We start from the raw sequence: 16,826 nt of genomic DNA, 5'->3' as shown, positions 1-16,826 counted from the left end.
CGCCGGCGGTGGCACAGGCACCGATCGTGACCAGTCGCCGGGAGGCGGCCCGGATCTCCCCGATCCGTTGCGCGTCCGCCTGGGTGGTCACCGAGCCCTCGACGAGCGACAGGTCGTAGGGCCCGGCGACCGTGGCGCTGGACGCCTCGAGGAAGTAGGCGATCTCGACCTCAGCGGCCAGCGGGAGCAGCTCGTCCTCGCAGTTGAGCAGGGTGAGCTGGCAGCCGTCGCAGGAGGCGAACTTCCACACGGCGAGGCGGGGCCTGGCGGCCGCGGTCGATGGTGATGCCGATGGTGATGTCGAGGCCGATGTCCGCATCACAGCTCCCGCACGGCCATCAGCGGGGCGAGGCGGTCGTAGCCGCGGACCGGTCCGTCCTGGCAGAGGATCAGCGGGCCGAGCTGGCAGCGGCCGCAGTGACCGAGCCCGCAGTGCATGTTGCGTTCCATGGACAGGTGGACGTGGTCGGCCGGCACGCCGACGTCGACCAGCGCCCGCGCGGTCAGCCGCATCATGACCTCCGGCCCGCAGATGAACGCGACCGCCCGGGCGGGGTCGACGTGCACCTCGGGGAGCAGGGCGGTGACGACCCCGACCCGCCCGCGCCACCCGGGCTGGCCGCCGTCGACGCTGACCAGGGTCTGCAGGTCGGCCCGGTCCTGCCAGCCGGCCAGCTCCCGGCGAAAGAGGATGTCGTCGGGGGTCCGGCTGCCCGCGAGCACGGCGACGGCGCCGAAGTCGGCGCGGCGGCGCAGGATCTGCCGGACGACCGGGCGCAGCGGCGCCAGGCCCAGCCCACCGGCGACGACGACCACGTCCGAGCCGGCGGCCGCCCGCAGCGGCCAGCCCTGTCCGAACGGGCCGCGCACCCCGAGGACGTCGCCCGGGCGGGCCGCGCAGATCGCCTCCGTCACGGCGCCGACCGCCCGCACGGTGTGCATGAGCTGCCCGTCCCCGCCCTCTCCCACCGGGCCGCCCGACACCGGGCCGCCCGACACCGGGCCGCCGGACACCGGGCCGCCGGACACCGGGCCGCCGGACACGGACAGGGGGACCTCGCCGACGCCGAAGGCGTACACCATGGTGAACTGGCCGGGCCTGGCGACGAGCGGGGCGCCGCGGACCGGCTCGAGCTCGAGGGTCCACGTGTCCCGGGTCTCCTGGCGGTGGCTCGTGACGCGGAACGGCCGCGGGGTCATCGCCCCGACGGCGCCGTCAGCCCCGGTCCGGGTTTCCGTAGACATCGAGCAGCCGCATCCGGGTCGCCTGCAGGCGCTCGATGAGCACCTGCGCAAGGTGGGAGAGCACGTCGTAGCCCAGCGCCGGGNCCTGCGCGAACCGGCCCCGCAGGCAGGCGCCGTCGAGGGCGTCGGCCCGGACGAGCGAGCGGGCGCGGGCGTCGAAGTGGACACGGTAGGGCGCGAACATCCACGACCAGCCGACGACGCTGCCGGCTCCGACGGTTTCCAGGGGGACCGATCCGCGGGCCGGGACGAACATCTCGATCGCGACCGTGCCCTGCCGGACGAGGTAGAGGGTGTCCGCCGGGTCGCCCTCCCGCAGGAGCAGGGCACCCGCCGGGAAGACGGCGTGGCGGGCGCAGCCGGCGAGCAGCGCGAGATGGTCCGGCCGTATCCCGGCGAACACGCCGGCCTCGGCGAGCGGGGTCTCAACTGGCGTCATCGCGGGCCTCACGCGCGGGCGGGCGCGGCTGGGCGCTGGTGGGGTCGGGGTCGCCGGCCAGGGAGTTCGCCCGGATCGCGGCCAGTTCCTCGGTCACGTCGATGCCGACCGGGCACCAGGTGATGCACCGTCCGCAACCGACGCATCCGGACGTGCCGAACTGGTCATGCCAGGTCCCGAACTTGTGGGTCAGCCACTGGCGATAGCGCGACCGCCCCGCGGCGCGGATGCTGCCGCCGTGGAGGTAGGAGTGGTCCAGCGAGAAGCAGGACTCCCAGCTGCGCCAGCGCTCCGCCTCGCCGCCGCGCAGGTCGCTGACGTCCTCCACCGAGGTGCAGAAGCAGGTCGGACACACCATGGTGCAGTTACCGCAGGTCAGGCAGCGCTGTGCCACCTCGTCCCAGCGCGGGTGTTCGAGGTTGTCCGCGAGCAGGTCGCGCAGATCAGCCGCCTCGACCGTGCGCCCCATCCGGTCGGCCGCGCGGTCCACCGCGGCCCTGGCCGCCGTCCGGTCCGCAGGCTCCGCCGCCCGCCCGGCCAGCTCGCCCACCACCTCGGCGCCGCGGGCGGTGCCCGCCTCGACGAGCAACCGGTGGTCGGCGTCGAGGATCTCGCTGAGCACGAGATCGTAGCCCTCCCGCACCGCCGGGCCGGTGTTCATGGACACGCAGAAACAGGTCCCGCCCGGTTCGTGGCAGTTCACCGCGGCGATGAACACGTCGCTGCGGCGGGCGGCGTAGTCCCGGTCCCGGGTGCCGCCGCCGAGCAGGATCCGATCCTGGATCGCGATCGCGTGCAGCTCGCAGGAACGAACGCCGAGAAACGCCACCCTGGTGCGTGGGGTCGGTTCCTCCGCCGCCTCGAACTCCTCCGCCGCCTCGAACTCCTCCGCCGCCTCGGACCCCTCCACCGCCTCGGACCCCTCCACCGCCTCGGACCCCTCGCCGCCGCCGCGGCGGATCCGCAGCAGGCGCAACCGGGGCGGCAGCAGGTGCTGCTTCCACGAGTGCGGCCCCACGGCGTAGCCGAACAGCGCCGCGTCGCCACGACGTTCGAGCCGGTAACGGCCGGGCTGTTGGACGTCGGTCCAGCCNACCGGAAGCTGCGCGGCGCCGGCGATCTCGTCGTAGACGATCGCACCGTCCCGCACCGTCGGGCCGACCACCCGGTAACCGCGCGCCCGCAGCACCTCGACGAGGGTGCCGAGCGCGGCCGGCCGGACGACGGCCTCGACCACCTCTGGCTGCGCCACCGCACCCCCGTCCCCTCCGTCCGGCTGGCCGGCCGGCCGGTCATGACGTCCTGTAGTCGAGGCCATACCCTGAGGTGNCCGCCGAGGAACCTGGGCGCCGGATCCGTCCACGCCCGGGAAGCCGCCCGTTCGACCGCGGCACTCCCACGTGTTCGTCCGTGCGCTCGCCGTCACTCCCTGCGGGTGTCAGTCTGAGCAGGTCGAACAGCCGGGAGCAGGCCGAACAGCCGGGAGCAGGTCGGACAGCCGGGAGAGGAGATGCCGTGGGAGGTGAGGACGTCCCCGGGGCGCAGATCGTCGTGGGGATCGACGGTTCCGCGGACGCCGAGCGGGCACTTCGCTGGGCGGTGGACGCGGCACGCCGGCGCGACGCCCAGGTGCGCGCGGTCCTGGTCTGGGCGGCCGCCGGGCCCCCGCACGAGCCGGGCGTCCCGCCTGCGGCCACCTCGCCGGAGCATCCGCGCTGGACGGCCCCGTGGCTGCTCCACGAGGTCGTGGAGCGGGTCCGCAAGGACGAGCCCACAGCCCGGATCGTCGAACGCACGGTCTTCGGGCCACCGGTCCAGACGTTGTTGGCCGAGTCCGACCATGCCGCCATGCTCGTCCTCGGCGCCCGTGGGGTGGACCGGACCAGGCGCATGCTCACCGGCTCGGTCAGCCTCGCCTGCGCGCACGGCGCGACGGTGCCGGTCGTGGTGGTCCACGGCGGGACCGCACCCGGCCACCGCCCCGTCGTCGTGGGGGTCGACGGTTCGCGTGCCTCGATCGAGGCCCTGGCCTGGGCCGCCGTCGAGGCCGAACTGCGCGGGGCCGCGCTGCGCATCGTGCACGTGTGGGAGCCGCCCCCACCCGCCGCCGACCGGCTCGACGAGGGCGACGGGGTGTTTCGCGCCGCCGCCCAGGCCGTCCTGGACGAGTCCGCGAGCGCCGGCCTCGCCGGCCGGGCGGACCTCACGGTCGACACCGACCTGGTGATGGGCAACGCCGCCTACGGCCTCATCAACACGGCGGTGCGAGCCCAGCTCCTCGTCGTCGGCGCTCGGGGCCGCGGTGGGTTCGCCGACCTGCTGCTCGGTTCCACCAGTTCGCAGTGCCTGCTGCACGCGACCTGCCCGGTCGCCGTCATCCGCCGGCCTGCCGGCGGAGAGGGTGGTTGACGGGCCCGGGTCGGTCAGGCGACGAGGGCACACGCGGCCCGAAGCGCGTCACCGGCCGGACCGGTCGTGGGCACCTCGTGGGCCGTCGGCCACGGGTCGTTGCGGGCCGCCATCGCGGCGTGGACGGCGATCGTGGCGTCCGAGGCGTCGCCGCCTACGGCGGCGCGGCGCGCGATCCGCGCGGCCGCCACCTCCGGCGGCGCCACGCAGCACAGTTCGACGAGGTCGGCGTCGGTCTCGGTGGCGAGCTGGGCGGCGAGCCGCCGGTGCGCGCCGGAGGTCCAGGAGGCGTCGAGCACCACGCTCTCCCCCCGTTCCAGGGCCGTCCGGGCGCGTCGCACCAGCTCCGAGTACGTCGCCTCCGTCGGCTGCGGACCGTACAGCCCCGCACCGAACGCGTCGGCGGCGGACTGCTCGGCAGCCAGACCCGCCAGCCCCTTGCGCACCGCGTCGGATCCGATCCGCACCCAGCCGTCCGCCCCGTCGGCCAGCCCCTGGGACAGGGTCGACTTGCCGGTCCCGGGAAGGCCGCCGACCAGGACCAGCCGGATCCGGCCGCGGCGCAGGTGGCGCAGGGCCAGCGCGGCCAGCTCGCGGGCCGCGTCGGCCGCGCCCGGCTCCCCCTGGTGGTCCCGGATGCCGGCGACCTTGGCCCGGACGAAGGCCCGGTAGGCGAGGTAGAGATGTTCCAGGGAGGCTGGGTGGGTCTCGCCGGAGAACTCCCGGTAGGCGTCCAGGAAGTACCGTGCCGCCCCCGGCTGGCCGAGCCGTTCGAGGTCCATCGCGAAGAAGGCGACGTCGCCGAGGACGTCGCCGACCCGCAACCGCCGGTCGAACTCCAGGCCGTCGAGGATGCGGAGACCGTCGTCGAGGCAGAAGACGTCGTCGGCGAGCAGGTCGCCGTGCCCGTCGCGGATGCGACCCGCCCGCTGCCGCTCGGTGAACAGGGCCGCCCGGCCGTCGAGGTAGCGCAGGGCGAGTCGGCCGATCTCGTCTACGACCTCGCCGTCCAGCAGGTCACGGAACGGCTCGACGCCCACCAGGCCTTCGAGCCACAGCGCCCGCAGCGCGGCGAGGCCGCCCGCCCGGGCGATCTCCGGCGAGGTCTCGCCCTGCTCGTGGAACACCGCCAGCCGGCGGGCGATCGCCCGCAGCTGCGGCTGCACCCGGGCCCCGGAGGCCACCAGCGAGGACAGCCGTCGTTCGTCGGGCAGCCGGTCCGGCGGGGGCAGCCGGTCCGCGGTGGCCGGGGTCGCGTCCCGGGCTGAGGTCAGCAGTACCTGGTCCTGACCCGACATCGATCGTCTCCTGTCCTTGTCCCGAAGGATCCCGGCGTCCCGAAGGATCCCGGCGTCCCGAAGGATCCCCGGCCGGCCCGAAGGCGATCGGGGACCGGTGGGTTCCCGAGCCGGCCCGTGTCCCCCACCGATGTGGGCAATGTCATCCTGTCCATGGAGCATCTCGGCGACGAATGCCGGAAGGCACCTGGCCTCGGGCCCTTCGGACCCCCGACGGCAGACCTTCCCGGTTCGGGGACCTTCCCGGAATCGGACACCTGTATGTGGTGGGCGGGACGGGTGGGAGTCTTGGCACCATGACTGCCACGGTGGACGTCGACGGACTCGACCGTCCGACTCCGGAGCTGGACGAACCGTCGCTGGACCGACTGATCGCCTACTGGAACGCCGCCAACTACCTGACGGCCGCCCAGATCTACCTGCGGGCCAACCCCCTGCTGCGGGAGCCGCTGCGCCGCGAACACATCAAGCCGCGGCTGCTCGGNCACTGGGGGACATCGCCGGCGCTGAACCTGGTGTACGCGCATCTCAACCGGCTGGTCAGCCTGACCGGCCAGGACGTGCTGTACGTGGCGGGCCCGGGGCACGGCGGCCCGGCGCTGGTCGCGAACACCTACCTGGAAGGCACCTACTCCGAGATCTACCCGCGGGTGTCCGCGGACACGGCGGGGCTGACCAGGCTGGTCGAGCAGTTCTCCACCCCGGGCGGGATCCCCAGCCACGTCAGCGTGCCGACGCCGGGGTCGATCCACGAGGGCGGCGAGCTCGGCTACGCCCTGGTGCACGCCTTCGGGGCCGCGTTCGACCACCCCGATCTGCTGGTCGCCGCCGTCGTCGGCGACGGGGAGGCCGAGACCGGCCCGCTGGAGGGCAGTTGGAAGGGCATCACCTTCCTCAACCCGGCCCGGGACGGCGCGGTCCTGCCCATCCTGAACCTCAACCAGTACAAGATCGCGAACCCCACCGTTCTCGGCCGCCGCAGCCGCGACCAGGTGACCGCCTACCTCGCCGGCCACGGTTACGAGGTCCTGTGGGTCGAAGGCTCCGACGTCCGCCAGGTCCACCGGGACTTCGCCGCCGCCCTCGCCACGGCCCACCAGGCGATCCGGCGCATCCAGCACGCCGCCCGCCGCCCCGGCGGCANGGTCACCGACACCCCGACCTGGCCGGTGATCGTGCTGCGCACCCCGAAGGGCTGGACCGGCCCGCATGAGGTCGACGNCGTGCAGGTGGAGGGCACCTTCCGCGCCCACCAGGTGCCCCTTGCCGGGGTCCGCGACAACCCGGAGCACCTGGCCCAGCTCGACGCGTGGCTGCGGTCCTACCAACCCGAGCGGCTGTTCGACGCCGACGGCCGGCTCGCCGCCGAGCTGGCCGCGCTCGCCCCGGTCGGGGACAAACGGCTGGGGGCCACGAGCTACGCCAACGGCGGCCGGCGCACCGAACCGCTGCGCCTGCCCGACCGGCGCGCTTACACCCTGGACATCGACCCGCGCCACCGCGGTCGCGTCTCCTACGAGACGACCCGGCCGCTCGGCGAGCTGCTGCGCGACGTCTACCGCGACAACCCGACCACCTTCCGGGTGTTCAGCCCCGACGAGCTCACCAGCAACCGGCTCGGCGCCATCCTGGAGGTGACCGACCGCTGCATGGTCGCCCCCATCGACCCGCACGACGACCGGGTCTCCCCCTCGGGCCGGGTCATGGAGGTGCTCTCCGAGCATCTGTGCCAGGGCTGGCTGGAGGCCTACACCCTCACCGGCCGCCACGGCCTGTTCGCCACCTACGAGGCGTTCGCCATGGTGTCCGCCTCGATGCTCGTCCAGCACACGAAATGGCTGCAGGAAGGGGCCAAGCTCGGCTGGCGGGAGCCCGTCCCCAGCCTCAACGTGCTGCTGACCAGCACCTGCTGGCGCAACGACCACAACGGCTTCTCCCACCAGGGACCCGGCCTCATCGACACCGTCGTGCCGCTGTCCCCCGGAGTCATCCGGATCTGGCTGCCGCCGNACGCCAACAGCCTGCTGTCCGTCGCCGACCACTGCCTGCGCAGCCGCGACCACGTCAACCTGCTCGTCGCCGACAAGCAGCCGCATCTGCAGTACCTCACCGCCGCCGAGGCCGACGAGCACGCCGCCCGCGGTGGCTCCGTCTGGGACTGGGCCGGCACCGAATCCCAGCTCGGCCGCGATCCCGACATCGTTCTCGTCGGCATCGGCGACGTGCCCACCATGGAGATCCTCGCCGCCGCCCAGCTGCTACGCCAGTTCGTGCCCAGCCTCTCCATCCGGGTCGTCAACGTGATCGACCTGATGGCCCTGCTGCGCAGCGACCTGCATCCGCACGGCTTCTCCAACCCGATGTTCCGGGCCCTGTTCACCGACGAGACCGACGTCGTCGTCGGGTTCCACGGCTACAGCCGGGGCGTTCACCAGCTCCTGCACGGCCGGCGCAACCCCCAGCGCTTCCACGTCCGCGGCTTCATCGAGCAGGGCACGACGACCACCCCGTTCGACATGCTCGTCCGCAACGAGGTCAGTCGTTACCACCTCGNTCGCCTCGCCATCGAGTTCNCCCGCACCACCCATCCCGGCACCGACCGGCTCGTCACCCATTGCGAAACTCAGCTCAGCCNCCACCACGACTACATTCGCGACCATCTGGAGGACCTGCCCGAGATCCGTAACTGGACCTGGGACGACTCCCAGCCGGCCCCCGAACCGTCCGTCTAGAGGGCGACGGTCCAGGTTCGACCGGCGTGCCACGCCGAGGATCGCCCGGGCAGGCGGGACCTACTCGGGCGTCCTGGCGGCCGGGGCGGCGTGGACGGCGGATCGCTGGAGGCGCCGGCGCAGCCCGTCGAGCTGCTCGCTCATCGCCGCGGGCAGGCGGTCGAAGCCGGCGAAGTGCTCCTCGATGGAGTCCGCCTCGGCCCGCCACTCCTCGACGTCGACGGCGAACAGCTCGGCGACGTCTCGCGCGGGCAGGTCGAGGCCGGTCAGATCGAGCGCACCGGGGGCGGGCAGGAGCCCGATCGGGGAGTCCACCGCCTCCGCCGTCCCCGCCGCTCGTTCGAACACCCAGGCAAGCACCCGGCTGTTCTCCCCGAACCCGGGCCACAGCCAGCGGCCGTCGGCGGCGCGCCGGAACCAGTTCACGTAGAAGATCTTCGGCAGTCGCGCGTGCGGGACCCGGCCCATGGCGAGCCAGTGGGCCCAGTAGTCGGCCATGTCGTAGCCGCAGAACGGCAGCATGGCGAACGGGTCGCGGCGCAGCCGGCCGACCGTCCCGACCGCGGCGGCGGTCGTCTCCGAGGACACCGTGGCGCCGAGGAAGACCCCATGCGCCCAGTCCCGGGCCTCGACGACCAGGGGGACGACGCCGGCGCGGCGCCCGCCGAACAGAATGGCGTCGACGGGCACCCCGGCCGGGTCCTCCCACCCGTCGGCGATCGACGGGCACTGCGATGCCGGCGCGGTGAACCGCGCGTTCGGGTGCGACGACAGCGTCCCGGACGCCGGCGTCCAGTCGTCACCCCGCCAGTCGACGGCGTGCTCGGGCGGGGCGTCGGTGAGACCCTCCCACCAGACGTCGCCGTCGTCGGTCAGGGCCACGTTCGTGAAGATGCAGTTGGCGTGCAGGGCCGCGACAGCGTTCGGATTCGTCGACGGTCCGGTTCCCGGAGCCACCCCGAAGAAGCCGTTCTCCGGGTTGATCGCACGCAGTTCCCCCGACCGGTCGAACCGCATCCACGCGATGTCGTCGCCGACCGTCTCGACCCGCCAGCCGGGGATCGTGGGGACCAGCATGGCCAGGTTGGTCTTCCCGCACGCCGACGGGAAGGCCGCCGCGACGTGACGCACCTGCCCGGCCGGATTCGTCAGCCTCAGGATCAGCATGTGTTCGGCGAGCCAGCCCTCGTCACGACCCATCACCGAGGCGATCCGCAACGCGAAGCACTTCTTGCCCAGCAACGCGTTCCCGCCGTAGCCCGAACCATAGGAGATGATCTCCCGGGTCTCCGGGAAGTGCGTGATGTACTTCGTGGGGTTGCAGGGCCAGGCAACGTCCGTCTGACCGGGCGCCAGGGGGGCACCGACGCTGTGCAGGGCCCGCACGAACATGCCGTCCGCCCCGAGCAGGTCCAGCGCCGCCTTCCCCATCCTCGTCATGATCCGCATGGACACGACGACGTAGGGCGAGTCGGTGATCTGGACCCCGAGCTGGGAGATCGGCGAACCGAGCGGGCCCATCGAGAACGGGACGACATACATCGTCCGTCCCCGCATCGCTCCCGTGAACAGGCCCCGCAACGTGGACCTCATCTCGTCCGGATCCGCCCAGTTGTTCGTGGGCCCCGCATCCCCGGGCGACACCGAACAGATGAACGTGCGGTCCTCGACCCGGGCGACGTCCGAGGGGTGTGAGCGGGCCAGGAAGCTGTTCGGGCGCAGGGCCGGATTCAGCCGGACGAAGGTGCCCGCCGCGACAAGCTGGCCGGTGAGCCGCTCCCATTCCTCCTCGGAACCGTCGCACCAGACGATCTCGTCGGGTTCGGTGAGCGCGGCCACGTCCCGCACCCACGATGCCAGCCCCTCATGATGCGCCGGCCGGCCATCCACAACACTCATCACGGGCACTCCCAGCCATCCTGATCAAGTCCAGAACTCGATCGCGTCCGGAGCAGTACATCGCTGCGGGCAGCACGGACACAGGGACCTCGAGAAGAGCCCGCGGGGACCTTCGGCCCGGCGAGCAGTGCCGCCTGCCGCTACTCCGGGAACTCGGCCAGGGCCCGCTGGAGCTCCTCGCGCGTCCCGGCCAGGGCGACGACACCGAGATCGTCGGTGGCCGCCCACACGAGGTGATCGCCGAGCTGATAGTCGGCGATACGCAGCGTGCCGTGCCGGGCGGCGGCATCGACGGGGACGTGACGGGGGATCCGCGGCGTCGGACTGCCCATCGCCCTCACCTCCAGCTAGAAGATCCCCAACATAGCCCCGCCGGGCCGCTCGAGATGTCTCGCGGGTGCCCGCCGGCGGGTCGGGCCGACCGCAGCGCGACGGCCAACCTCAACGCGACGGCCGACCTCAGCGCGACGTCAGCGGTCGCGCCAGGCAGCGAGGATCCCCTCGGCGGGTTCGGGGTCGGTGTGCGGGCGCGGGGGCGGCGCCGGGGTGGCGGAGAAGCGCGGAGTCGGCGCGGCCTGGGTGATCCCGTCCACCTCGACGACCGTACCGCGGGCGGCGATCTGCGGGTGCGCCGCCACCTCGTCGAAGGTCAGCACCGGCGTCAGGCAGGCGTCGAGGTCGGCGAAGGCGGCCACCCACTCGTCGCGGGCGCGGCGCGCGAAGGCCTCGGTGAAGCGGGCGCGCAGCACCGGCCAGCCCTGCTCGTCGTCCTGCGGCGGGAGGTCGGCGTCGGCCAGGTCGAGGCCGCGCAGCAGGTTCGCGTAGAAGGCCGGTTCCATCGCCGCGACAGCGACGAACCGGCCGTCGGCGCAGGTGTAGGTGTCGAAGAAGGGGGCGTGCCCGTCGAACAGGTTGCTCTCGCGGGCATCGTTCCACCGTCCCTGGCCGCGAAACGACCAGACCATCTGGGCGAGCAGGCTGACCCCGTCGACGATGGCGGCGTCGACGACCTGGCCCCGGCCGGAGNGCTCCACCTCGTGGAGCGCCGCGAGGACCCCGACGACGCCCTGCATCGCGCCGCCGGCGAAGCCGAGCAGGTTCAGCGGCGGCAGCGGCCGTTCCCCGGCGCGCCCCAGCGCACCCAGGACACCGGTCAGCGCGATGTAGTTGATGTCGTGGCCGGCCTGCTGGGCCAGCGGCCCCTGCTGGCCCCAGCCGGTGATGCGCCCGTAGACCAGCCGGGGGTTGCGGGCGAGGCAGTCCTGCGGGCCGATCCCGAGCCGCTCGGCGACGCCGGGGCGCATCGCCTCCAGCACCACGTCGGCCGCCGCGGCGAGGTCCAGGGCCGTGTCCCGGCCCTGCGGCGAGCGCAGGTCGACCGTGACATGCCGGCGCCCGCGCAGCACCGGGTCGCCCGCCGTGGCGGGGTAGGGGCCGCCGCCCGGACGGTCCAGGCGGACCACGTCCGCACCGAGATCGGCGAGCGCCATCGCGGCCATCGCCACCTGGCCGAGGCCGGCGAGTTCCAGCACGCGCAGTCCGGCCAGCGGTCCCGCACCCCGATCCATCCGACCTCCGGTTCTTGGCGCCAAGAAAGCAGCTCTCCCCTGTGTTTAGCGCACGTGGGCGGCAGATGTGGCCGGGGCCGGCGCGGCGATCGCTCAGCCGGCGCCGCCGGACGCGGGCAGNTCCCGCCCGCACAGCCGCTCGTCGAGGACGTCGAAGGAGCCGGCGGCGTTGGCCTGGACGAACGCGAGGCAGGTGGTGGGCCGGCCCAGGTTGGTGCTCAGGTCGAGGGGCGAGATCAGGCCCCCGGCGTCGTAGCTGCGCACCGAGCGCAGGGCGTCGATGAAGNCCCGCCGGGTCGGGCAGGCGCCGGCCTGCTGCAACCCGCGCAGGAACAGGTCGGTGTCGATGTAGGCGATCATCGCGAGGTCCTGGCGGGGGTTGGCGATCTGGGGGGCGTAGCGCGTCATCGCATCGAGGTAGCCGGCGATGGGCGCCCCGCCGGCCTCGAAGGGCCGGTAGAACACCGGCACGATGACGCCGGTCATGGCGCCGCCCGCCTCGGCGAGGAGCTGGCTGTCGTAGCCGCTGNCCGAGAGGATCACCTTCGGGTTCCACCCGGTGGCGGGCAGCTCGCGCAGCACCGCCGGCAGGTCGGGGGTGCCGACGACGGTGAGCAGCGTGTCGGCTCCGGTGGCGGCGAGCCGCCGGGCGATCGCGGCCGGGCTGTCGGCGTTCGCGGTGTAGCCGATCTGGTCGACGACGGGGATGCCGACCGCGCGCAGGCTCGCGGACAGGCGGGCGCCGGCGTCGCTGACCCCGGTGGACAGGGCGGTGGTGAGCAGGGCCGCCCGGGTGCCGCCGCGGGACTTCACGAAGGTGCCGTAGGTGTCGCTGGCCGCACCGGTGGTGTAGGAGAAGGAGAACATGTTCCGCCTGGTCGACCAGCTGTCGCTGGCGGCCAGGCCCGCCACCGGCACGTCCCGTTCGGCGAGGTAGCCGGCGCTGCCGTCGGCGGCCAGGGAGTACTCGAGGATGCCGAAGTCCCCCTTGCCCTCGATCAGGTCGCGGGCGCCGATCGTGTTCGCCTCCGTCGTGCCCTGGTCGTCCCGCCAGTCGTAGACGATCTTCCTACCGTGGATGCCGCCGGCCTCGTTCGCCAGCCCCAGGCGGGCGTCGATCCCGGCCCGCACGGCCGCCAGCGACGACGCGGTGGGGCCCGAGTCCGGGTAGAGCAGGCCGAGGCGGACCTGGTCGGCGGTGATCCCGGGGGTGTCGCAGCTGGCGGCCGCGGGTTGCGTGCCCGACGAGCAGCCGCCCGTGAGGACGGTCAGCGCGAGCAGCGCGACGGCCAGGACCAGAGACGAACGTGTGCGAGGCATACCGGCGGGACTCCCGAGCGAACGCGAACGGCGTGCGGAACACGAACCCGCGGACGCGAAGGATCACTCCGGAAATCGCCGGACGCGCGCACCCCCGTACTCGCGGTTCGTCGTAGCTGCCGGCCCGACCATCCGCCCGGCTCCCGCCGCGGCGGGGCACGCTGACCAGCCGATGGGGACGCTACCCAAAGTTGTCCGCATACGCCACACCTGTCGTTCAGGTGATCGCACCGCCGCGCCGAGGCGCGTCGAGCCTCGGCGGGACGCGTCGAGCCTCGTCAAGACACGTCGCCTGCCGGCGGGCCCGTCCCGTCGCGGCCCCCGCGATCCGACGTGATCGCCCCCGACCCGACGCCCTTGAGCGCTAAATTATTTACATCTTAGAATGCTCGACATCGGTCCTCGCTCCGCCCGATCCCTCCCCCGCCCGACCGAAGGAGACAGCGTGGCTGCAGGCGGTCCGCAACGGCCACGCGACGCCATCGGCCGGCGGATGCGCGTGCCGAAGATGGCCGAGCTGGTCGCCTCGGACCTGCGGCAGGCCATCATCCGCAACACCCTCGCCGAGGGTCAGGCGCTGCCACCCGAGGCCGTGCTCATGGGGCAGTACGGGGTCTCGCGCCCCACCCTGCGGGAGGCGCTGCGCATCCTGGAGGCGGAGTCGCTCATCACGGTCCGCCGGGGCGCGGGCGGCGGGGCCCGCGTCCAGTCGCCGAACCCGGCGGTCGCGGCCCGCTACGCGGGGCTCGTCCTGGAGCACCGCGCCACCACGATCGCCGACGTCTGGGACGCCCGGCTGCTGCTCGAACCGCCGACCGCCGCCGCGCTGGCCCGCCGGCGCACCAAGGCCGACCTGCGGGCGCTGCGCGCCCTGCTGGCCGAGCACGACGCGGCCACCGAGCGGGTGCAGGGGGTGCGGCTGCACAACGAGTTCCACACCCTCGTGGTCCACCTCGCCGGCAACGAGACGCTCGCCCTGCTGATCACCCTGCTCGGCGAGATCATCAACCGGACCACCTGGACGCGCGTCGAGGCCGACCTCGGCACCCCGGAGCTGGAGCGGGCCGAGCGCGGCACCGTGCGGGTGCACGCCATGCTCGTGGACCTCGTCGAGGCCGGGGACGCCGCCGGCGCGCAGGACCTCTGGCGGCGCCACCTGGCCGCGGGCGCCCGCTACCTCGGCCAGGGCGGGCGCGACGAGGCCACGCTGGACCTGCTCGGGCGCCCCGGCGAGCCCGGGGCGCCGACGGACTCAGGCGGCTGGCTCGCGGGGTAGGCCGAGGACGCGCTCGGCGAGGATGTTGCGCTGCACCTCCGAGGTGCCCGCGTACACCGTGCCCGCCCNGGCGTTGAGCGAGACCTCCCACCAGCTCGCCGTCGACTCCGGGTCGGCGCCCGGGTCGTCGGTCCGCAGCGGCCGCGACGGCCCCTTGCCGACGAGCACCAGGCCGTCGAGCCCCTCGATGTCCAGCGCGAGCTGGGTGACCTCGCGGTGGTACTCGCTCCAGTAGAGCTTCGACACCGACGACGCCGCCCCCAGCTCGCCGCCGGCCAGCACGTCGCTGAGGATCCGGTAGCCGAGGAAGCGCATGACCTCCACCCGGGCCCGGAAGTACGCCAGCCGCCGGCGCACCACGGGATCGTCCGCGACCCCGCGCCGGCGCGCCAGCTCCACCAGCCGGTCGAGCTCCGCGGCGAACAGGATCGGGTTGGTCGCCGCCTCCTCGCCGCGCTCGTAGGTCAGCAGGGTCGAGGCGACCTTCCACCCGTCGCCGGGCTTGCCGACGATGGCGTCCGCGGGGCAGCGGGCGTCGGTGAAGAACACCTCACAGAAGTCCTCCCCGCCGGTCATGTGCCGGATCGGGCGGACCTCCACCCCCGGCTGGTCCAACGGCACCAGCAGGAACGACAGCCCCCGGTGCTTGGCCGCCTCGGGCTCCGTGCGGGCCAGCACGAAGATCCCCGTGCTACGGTGCGCACCCGACGTCCAGATCTTCTGCCCGTCGATGTGCCACTCGCCGTCGACCAGGCGCGCCCGCGTCCCCGCCGCGGCGAGGTCGGAGCCGGCGTTCGGCTCGGAGAACCCCTGGCACCAGATCTGCTCGCCGGACAGCAGGCCGGGCAGGATCGCCGCCTTCTGTGCCTCGGTGCCGTAGCGCAGCAGGGTGTTGCCCAGCATCTTGAACCCGGTCGAGTCCTGCGGCTGCACCCCGAACGGCACCCCGGCCCGGGTCAGCTCCTCCACCAGCACCACCTGGTGCAGGGTGGTCAGCCCCCGGCCGCCGTGCTCCACCGGCCAGGCCACCCCCAGCAGCCCGCGGCGGTGCAGCGTCCGGCGCCATCCGGTCACGAACTCGCGCACCGCCGCCGCGTCGCCCAGGGCGCCCGTCCCCGGCCAGCCCGGGGGCAGCTCCTCCGCCAGCACCGCCCGCACCTCGGCACGGAACTGCTCCACCTCCGCCGGATACCGCGTGTCCACCCGGACCTCCCCACACCCGCGACGGCTAGAATCAGATAAACAATATCCCTATCCTTGTGTCTCGAGCACAGTGTCCTGTCTCAAGCACAGGGTCCCGTCGACGTCCGCCGACTCGCCGACACACTCCGGTCGCCGGGCCCGGTCACCCGCTGGAGGTTCCGTGCAGTTCCGGTACAGTCCCGAACACGACGAGCTGCGCCGCGGCATCCGGCGCTACTTCGCCGAGGTCGCCGACGCCGATGCGGTGCGGCGCGACATGGCCACGCCGACCGGGTGGGACCCGGTGACCTGGCAGCGGCTGTGCGACGAGCTGGAGCTGCCGGCTCTCGCCGTGCCGGAGGAGTACGGCGGGGCCGGGTTCGGCCTGGTGGAGCTCGGCATCGCGCTGAGCGAGGCCGGCCGCAGCCTGCTGTGCGCGCCGCTGCTGTCGACCAGCTTCGCCACCCAGGCGCTGCTACACGCCGGCGACGCCGATGCCGCCGCCGCCCACCTGCCGGGCCTGGCCGCCGGCACGACCACCGGCACCCTCGCCGCCCGCGAACCCGGCCGGGCCTGGGACGCCACCCCCACGACCACGGCCGAGCGCGCCGGGGACGGCTGGGCGCTGACCGGCGTCAAGGACTGGGTGCTCGACGGGCAGAGCGCCGGGCTGTTCGTCGTCACCGCCACCACCGCCGCCGGGACGTCGCTGTTCCTCGTCGACGCCGGCGCGGCGGGTCTGGCGGTCGAGGCGCTGCCCGTCGTCGACCCGACCCGGCGGGTGACCCGGGTCACCCTCACCGGCACGCCCGGTGTCCTGCTCGGCGCCGACGGCGCCGGCGCGCCGGGCCTGGCCCGCACCCTGGACGCGGCGGTCACCCTGCTCGCCGCCGAGCAGCTCGGCGTCGCCGAGGCGGCCCTGGCGTCGGCGGTGGACTACGCCAAGCAGCGCGAGCAGTTCGGCCGGCCGATCGGCTCCTTCCAGGCGATCAAGCACAAGCTGGCGACCGTGCTGCTGGAGGTGGAGGCGGCCACGTCGGCGGTGATGTACGCGGCGTGGACGGCCGACGAGTCCCCCGCCGAGCTGCCCGAGGTGGCCAGCATCGCCGGCCTGACCTGCTCGGAGGCGGCCCTGCTCGCCGCCGGTGAGAACGTCCAGGTGCACGGCGGCATCGGCTTCACCTGGGAGCACTCCGCCCACCTGTACCTCAAGCGGGCGACGACCGACCGGCTGCTGCTGCGCGACCCGCAGCACCAGCTCGACCGCATCGCCGCGCTCGCCGGCATCACCGCGCAGGCCCCCGACGCCCCGGCCCCCGCGGAGCCGGCCGGGGCCGCGTCGCCCGACGTCCTCGCCGGGTCCACCGAGAGGTGAGCCCGGCCGGCGGGCGGAGCACTGCGGGCAGCCACCGGGTGACGAGCGGCCGGCAGGTGACGGGCGGCCGGCGCGGGGCGGGC

12 protein-coding genes and 13 pseudogenes are annotated in these 16,826 nt (G+C 73.8%); 10 read left to right on the top strand and 15 right to left on the bottom strand.

The window, feature by feature from the left end; genetic code table 11:
• The 5 genes and pseudogenes from FF86_RS50900 to FF86_RS66820 all read right to left on the bottom strand — a co-directional run.
• Positions 1-319, bottom strand: a pseudogene (locus FF86_RS50900) (oxidoreductase); the annotation flags it as partial.
• A complete protein-coding gene (locus tag FF86_RS17325; RefSeq protein WP_199865403.1) occupies positions 319-1,245 on the bottom strand; it encodes an FAD/NAD(P)-binding protein in 927 nt (308 codons plus the stop codon). The pseudogene FF86_RS50900 and the gene FF86_RS17325, both read right to left, overlap by 1 nt.
• 84 nt (positions 1,246-1,329) lie before the next feature.
• Positions 1,330-1,684: cyclic nucleotide-binding domain-containing protein (locus FF86_RS17320; protein WP_242418943.1), on the bottom strand; the 355-nt coding region annotated here is incomplete at its 3' end.
• Positions 1,671-2,777, bottom strand: a pseudogene (locus FF86_RS66825) (4Fe-4S dicluster domain-containing protein); the annotation flags it as partial. The pseudogene FF86_RS66825 and the gene FF86_RS17320, both read right to left, overlap by 14 nt.
• Before the next feature lies 1 nt (position 2,778).
• Positions 2,779-3,002 (bottom strand): annotated as a pseudogene (locus FF86_RS66820) (hypothetical protein); the annotation flags it as partial.
• Between the two features lie 197 nt (positions 3,003-3,199).
• Between FF86_RS66820 and FF86_RS17310 the strand changes: the two are divergent.
• Positions 3,200-4,093 (top strand): universal stress protein, encoded by an 894-nt coding sequence (locus tag FF86_RS17310; RefSeq protein ID WP_044885774.1) that lies wholly within the window; start codon positions 3,200-3,202, stop codon positions 4,091-4,093.
• Positions 4,094-4,107: 14 nt separating this feature from the next.
• Here FF86_RS17310 and FF86_RS17305 read toward each other — a convergent pair whose 3' ends face one another.
• Entirely contained in the window at positions 4,108-5,391 is a 1,284-nt protein-coding gene (locus FF86_RS17305; protein ID WP_052681144.1) for an AAA family ATPase, read from the bottom strand.
• Positions 5,392-5,687: 296 nt separating this feature from the next.
• On the opposite strand from FF86_RS17305, the pseudogene FF86_RS66815 reads away from it, so the two are divergent.
• The 7 genes and pseudogenes from FF86_RS66815 to FF86_RS62655 form a co-directional block, all read left to right on the top strand.
• Positions 5,688-5,875 (top strand): annotated as a pseudogene (locus FF86_RS66815) (hypothetical protein); the annotation flags it as partial.
• Position 5,876: 1 nt separating this feature from the next.
• Positions 5,877-6,534, top strand: a pseudogene (locus FF86_RS50885) (phosphoketolase); the annotation flags it as partial.
• A 1-nt stretch (position 6,535) separates the two neighbouring features.
• Positions 6,536-6,612: pseudogene (locus FF86_RS50880) on the top strand (hypothetical protein); the annotation flags it as partial.
• Position 6,613: 1 nt separating this feature from the next.
• Positions 6,614-7,400, top strand: a pseudogene (locus FF86_RS50875) (phosphoketolase); the annotation flags it as partial.
• A 1-nt stretch (position 7,401) separates the two neighbouring features.
• Positions 7,402-7,944, top strand: a pseudogene (locus FF86_RS50870) (phosphoketolase); the annotation flags it as partial.
• 21 nt (positions 7,945-7,965) lie between these two features.
• Positions 7,966-8,025, top strand: a pseudogene (locus FF86_RS50860) (hypothetical protein); the annotation flags it as partial.
• Position 8,026: 1 nt separating this feature from the next.
• On the top strand, positions 8,027-8,123 hold a 97-nt coding region (locus tag FF86_RS62655; RefSeq protein WP_255355831.1), incomplete at its 5' end, for a hypothetical protein.
• A gap of 60 nt (positions 8,124-8,183) precedes the next feature.
• On the opposite strand, the gene FF86_RS17295 is transcribed toward FF86_RS62655, so the two are convergent.
• From FF86_RS17295 to FF86_RS50835, 7 genes and pseudogenes are all read right to left on the bottom strand, one after another.
• Entirely contained in the window at positions 8,184-10,022 is a 1,839-nt protein-coding gene (locus FF86_RS17295) for a phosphoenolpyruvate carboxykinase (GTP) (protein WP_044885827.1), read from the bottom strand.
• A gap of 140 nt (positions 10,023-10,162) precedes the next feature.
• The gene (locus FF86_RS17290) at positions 10,163-10,354 is read right to left on the bottom strand and encodes a hypothetical protein (RefSeq protein ID WP_044885772.1); all 192 of its coding nucleotides are present in this window, start codon (positions 10,352-10,354) and stop codon (positions 10,163-10,165) included.
• Positions 10,355-10,492: 138 nt separating this feature from the next.
• Positions 10,493-11,048: pseudogene (locus FF86_RS50855) on the bottom strand (CoA transferase); the annotation flags it as partial.
• A 1-nt stretch (position 11,049) separates the two neighbouring features.
• On the bottom strand, positions 11,050-11,590 hold a 541-nt coding region (locus FF86_RS50850), incomplete at its 3' end, for a CoA transferase (RefSeq protein ID WP_242418942.1).
• Positions 11,591-11,711: 121 nt separating this feature from the next.
• Positions 11,712-11,876: pseudogene (locus FF86_RS50845) on the bottom strand (branched-chain amino acid ABC transporter substrate-binding protein); the annotation flags it as partial.
• A 1-nt stretch (position 11,877) separates the two neighbouring features.
• A pseudogene (locus tag FF86_RS50840) lies at positions 11,878-12,119 on the bottom strand (ABC transporter substrate-binding protein); the annotation flags it as partial.
• A gap of 1 nt (position 12,120) precedes the next feature.
• The coding region (locus FF86_RS50835; protein WP_242418941.1) for an ABC transporter substrate-binding protein at positions 12,121-12,910 on the bottom strand (790 nt) is incomplete at its 3' end.
• Between the two features lie 508 nt (positions 12,911-13,418).
• Between FF86_RS50835 and FF86_RS17275 the strand changes: the two genes are divergently transcribed.
• Positions 13,419-14,186, top strand: a complete 768-nt coding sequence (locus FF86_RS17275) for an FCD domain-containing protein (RefSeq protein ID WP_055407087.1) — start codon at positions 13,419-13,421, stop codon at positions 14,184-14,186.
• Here FF86_RS17275 and FF86_RS62650 read toward each other — a convergent pair.
• Positions 14,163-14,254: pseudogene (locus FF86_RS62650) on the bottom strand (acyl-CoA dehydrogenase); the annotation flags it as partial. The gene FF86_RS17275 and the pseudogene FF86_RS62650 sit on opposite strands and share 24 nt — an antisense overlap.
• Position 14,255: 1 nt before the next feature.
• On the bottom strand, positions 14,256-15,389 hold a 1,134-nt coding region (locus FF86_RS17270), incomplete at its 3' end, for an acyl-CoA dehydrogenase family protein (RefSeq protein WP_242418940.1).
• A gap of 160 nt (positions 15,390-15,549) precedes the next feature.
• On the opposite strand from FF86_RS17270, the gene FF86_RS17265 reads away from it, so the two are divergent.
• The gene (locus FF86_RS17265; protein WP_044885767.1) at positions 15,550-16,743 is read left to right on the top strand and encodes an acyl-CoA dehydrogenase family protein; all 1,194 of its coding nucleotides are present in this window, start codon (positions 15,550-15,552) and stop codon (positions 16,741-16,743) included.
• Positions 16,744-16,826: the final 83 nt, after the last annotated feature.

The sequence above is a fragment of the Frankia sp. CpI1-P genome (assembly GCF_001421075.1).
GTDB classification, from domain to species: domain Bacteria; phylum Actinomycetota; class Actinomycetes; order Frankiales; family Frankiaceae; genus Frankia; species Frankia torreyi.
This window is presented reverse-complemented; position numbering and strand designations above follow the sequence as displayed.

Bases quoted from the DNA above. Each gene is read 5' to 3' on its own strand.
- FF86_RS17305 (WP_052681144.1), bottom strand. From the start codon at position 5,391: ATGTCGGGTCAGGACCAGGTACTGCTGACCTCAGCCCGGGACGCGACC.
- FF86_RS17325 (WP_199865403.1), bottom strand. From the start codon at position 1,245: ATGTCTACGGAAACCCGGACCGGGGCTGACGGCGCCGTCGGGGCGATG.
- FF86_RS17275 (WP_055407087.1), top strand. From the start codon at position 13,419: ATGGCCGAGCTGGTCGCCTCGGACCTGCGGCAGGCCATCATCCGCAAC.
- FF86_RS17295 (WP_044885827.1), bottom strand. From the start codon at position 10,022: ATGAGTGTTGTGGATGGCCGGCCGGCGCATCATGAGGGGCTGGCATCG.
- FF86_RS17290 (WP_044885772.1), bottom strand. From the start codon at position 10,354: ATGGGCAGTCCGACGCCGCGGATCCCCCGTCACGTCCCCGTCGATGCC.